We start from the raw sequence: 3177 nt of genomic DNA, 5'->3' as shown, positions 1-3177 counted from the left end.
TCCACCTCCAGCGCGTGGGTGAGGTCGATGAACTGCTCGCGGATGAGCCGGTCCGGGTCGCACTCGGGTACGATCCGGTCGCGCCAGCCGGCCTGGGGGTCCCAGTTCAGCAGGGTCGACATGAGACGCACATAGCGATCCGCCGTGAGCACGACCGGCCGCAACCCGGCCGTCTTCAGGACTTGCAGCGCCGTCGCGCACAGGACGGCGGCCTCGGTGGTCTCGCGCTCGGTTGGCTTGCCCTCGGCGATGGGCAGTTTGACGGTGACGATGACCTGGAGGTCGCGCAGGCGCAGCTCGCTGGCCGGTCCCAGCGGGGCCTCGGTCCCGGCCCGCAGGAACTCGGCGCGCCGTTGGGTCGACTCGCGCAGCAGCTCGTCGCCGTGGCCGATGCGCAGGGCCTGCATCCGGGCCAGCCGTTCTTCGATATCGGGCGACGCCCACAGGGCGATCTGCACCAGCGTCTCCGACGGCCAGTCCAGGTTCATCAACACCGACAGCCGATCGGCCTGGGCGCGATCGGCGCTCGACAGCGGCTCGCAGACGAAGCCGAAGCCCAGGGACAGGTCGTCCAGGATGAAGAGTTGCTGGCCGGGTTCATAGGCCAGCACCGGAAAGAGTTCGGCCGCACGCGAACCGCGAAACTGGCGATGGATCAAAGAGGTTCTCCGCTGGGGGTGGCTGACGGCGATTGAGACGGATGGCGGGCGGGGTGTAGGACGCCCCGCCCGGTGTCTGAGCGGGCCGCCAGGACTGACCACGCGGGGGCGGAAAGGGTGATCAGGTGGCGGCCCGGCTCGCGGGCCGGCGATGCGAGCGGTTCCGGCTTACGAGATCAGCGGCAGGGTGGCGGACACCGTGGCGTCGATGACGTTCGGCGCCAGGAACAGACCGGTCCCGGCCGCGACCCCGAACACAAAACCCATCACGGACCCGCGGGCGACCCCCGCCACCAGCCCGACGATGATGAACACCGCCGCCACCACACGGCCCAGATAGCCGGTCATCCAGTCCGACAGCTTGGTGTAGAGCGGGTTGAACTCAGCGCCCCCGGTGCCGGCAAAGCTGGGGTGGGACACCAGCATCAGGGTGGCCACCAACGCCAGCAGGCCGAGGGCCAGCAGCGTCGTGTGTTGCCGGGGCGAGAGCCCCAGCTGGAGTGCGTGTGATTTCATAGGGTTTCCTTCTCGCGCAGGACGATGACTGCCGGGGTTCCGGCGGGTTGCCGGTAACCCGGCGCAGTGCGCCAAGCCACTGGATTCACTAGGCCCCGCGCCGAGCGCCAGGCGGAACCGGTAACTGGGTTGGTGGTTGGGGGGCGGCACCACGGCCCTCGCCCCCATCGGCCGGGCGTTGTTCCACTTGCAGCGGGCGCAGCACGGTGTAACGCGAAGTCGTGGACTGGTCGGCGTAGCTCCAGCGCGTGGGGTCCACCTCGACATACACCGTCGTCGGCGCGTGTAGATCGCCCTTGTCGTCCTCCTCCCAGGCCGCGAGCCAGACGGCCATCGTGGTGGACGACACCCGCTTGGGTGCGAATTGCGCGGGGCGTTGATCCGGTCCGGCGACCGTCGGGCCTGGGTGTTGGAACGTGGCGCAGCCGGCCAGGGAGCCGAGCAGGGTGAGCGCAATGCAGATGCCGGTTCGTTTCATAGGAAACTCCCGCTGGTGGTGGTCGTGATCGCACTCGGGCGGCGTTCCGACGCGGGCGGTGGGCCTGCACCGTCCGTCAGGCGGTAGATTTCGGAGGTGGGCAGGCACAGCGGCCGACTGGGGAAACCGGGACAGGCGAATTGCGCGTTGTCGCTGGCGCATCCTGCCAGTGCCATCAGCGGGGGCACGGCGACCAGCAGCCAGAACCATCCGGCGCGCCTCACTGTCCGCCCTCCCCGGTCTTGGGCGCTCCGGTCGGCGTGCCGGCGAGCCAACCGGCGAGGTCGTCCGGGCGGCCCTGGTGGATGCGCCCGTCGGGCGCGATCACGAAGGGAGTGCCCCTCACCCCGAACATCTGCGCCGTGATCAGGGTGCGCTGGGCCGTCTGCTGTCCGCAGGTGCCGGTTGCCGCAGGCACGTCGGCACGGTGTTCAAGGAGTGCCGCGAGCGCGGCGGCGCGGTCGGTGCTGGCCAGGCAGTGCAAGGCCAGGACCTCGGACTGGGAGTCCTCGGCGATGGGCAAGGGGATCAACCGGAACCGATAGCGGTCCGCCAGTGACGCCAGGTCCTTGAAGAAGGAGGCGCAATGGGGGCATTGCGGGTCGACGAAGGCCACGACATCAGGACCGGTGCCGAGGTCGAGTGCACCCAGGTCGGCGACGTCGAGTTTCAGATGCCTGAGGTCGATGCGCCCGGCCAGGTCCTCGGCCTGGGCGAGCGAGGTCAAGGCCACACCATGCCACAGGTCGTAGGCCTTGCCCCGGACCACGTAGCGCCCGGTGTCGGAGATGAACAGGAGTTGCCCGTCGTTGGTCTCCACCGCCTGGAGGCCGCCGACGGGCAGCCGGGCCATGCGACGGATCGCGGTATCGCGGCTGCCCAGGATCGTACCCAAGGTGGCGGCGGGCTCGGCCCAGAGGGCGTGGGGCGGCGCGGCGAGTGCCGCGGCGAGAAGCCCTGAAAACCTGGAGAAGCGCATTGACGGAAACCCGGACCGGCTGTGAAGGTGCCGTCAGGGTGCCCGATCAGGGGGGGTGGGTGTGAGAGCTGAAGGTTCGGTTTTTTGGGGGGAATGCGGGAAACGGAGGTTCAGCCGCTCACCCGAACGGCCGGGGCCATTGAGCCTGGGCACTTTCGTTGTTGGGACTGGACTCCGCCGAACCAAGGGGCTCAACCCTCCGGGCGGGCTCCCCGAGGTGCGAGCTGGGTCACTGACGAAGAGCGCGACCGACACAAGGAGCCTGTTGGGCTCGGTGATGACGTGCAGCCGGGTGTCTTGCCACGCGAGAGACGGCCCTTGACTGACCGGACCCGACCTATTTCGGTCGATCGTCCGATTCCTACGAGCGGCAGTTCATGAATGCTTTCCGGGAGGGTGCTGCGAGACCGCCAGCGCCGCGCGCTCAACTGGCCGCGGAATAAGGCCGCAACACCTCGGGATGCTCAACCGCCAGCCGTGCCACCAGCAGCGCACTGCCGGGGGGCGGAAAGCGCCCCTGCTCCCAGTCGCGCACGGTGCCGACC

General features: G+C 69.1%; 5 protein-coding genes. All 5 read right to left on the bottom strand.

Translation table 11 applies throughout. The features are described from left to right. Positions 1-659 (bottom strand): conjugal transfer protein TraC (locus tag QZY44_RS29585; RefSeq protein ID WP_295456233.1); only part of this gene is annotated, 659 nt, incomplete at its 3' end. Between the two features lie 168 nt (positions 660-827). After that, positions 828-1175 (bottom strand): TraA family conjugative transfer protein, encoded by a 348-nt coding sequence (gene traA / locus QZY44_RS29580; RefSeq protein ID WP_295456232.1) that lies wholly within the window; start codon positions 1173-1175, stop codon positions 828-830. An 88-nt stretch (positions 1176-1263) separates the two neighbouring features. Then, on the bottom strand, positions 1264-1653 hold the full coding sequence (locus QZY44_RS29575; RefSeq protein ID WP_295456231.1) for a TraV family lipoprotein: 390 nt from the start codon (positions 1651-1653) through the stop codon (positions 1264-1266). After that, positions 1650-1877 carry a conjugal transfer protein TraV gene (locus QZY44_RS29570; protein WP_295456230.1) on the bottom strand — a complete coding sequence of 76 codons (228 nt, stop codon included), beginning with the start codon at positions 1875-1877 and terminating at the stop codon, positions 1650-1652. Before QZY44_RS29570 ends, QZY44_RS29575 begins: the two co-directional genes overlap by 4 nt. After that, the gene (locus QZY44_RS29565) at positions 1874-2632 is read right to left on the bottom strand and encodes a DsbC family protein (protein ID WP_295456229.1); all 759 of its coding nucleotides are present in this window, start codon (positions 2630-2632) and stop codon (positions 1874-1876) included. The genes QZY44_RS29570 and QZY44_RS29565 overlap by 4 nt, the downstream gene beginning before the upstream one ends. Between the last annotated feature and the right edge of the window lie 545 nt (positions 2633-3177).

This window comes from uncultured Thiodictyon sp. (assembly GCA_903837595.1).
Lineage (GTDB): Bacteria > Pseudomonadota > Gammaproteobacteria > Chromatiales > Chromatiaceae > Thiodictyon.
Note: the sequence above shows the minus strand (reverse complement) of the source record. Positions and strands in the feature narration are given on the sequence as shown.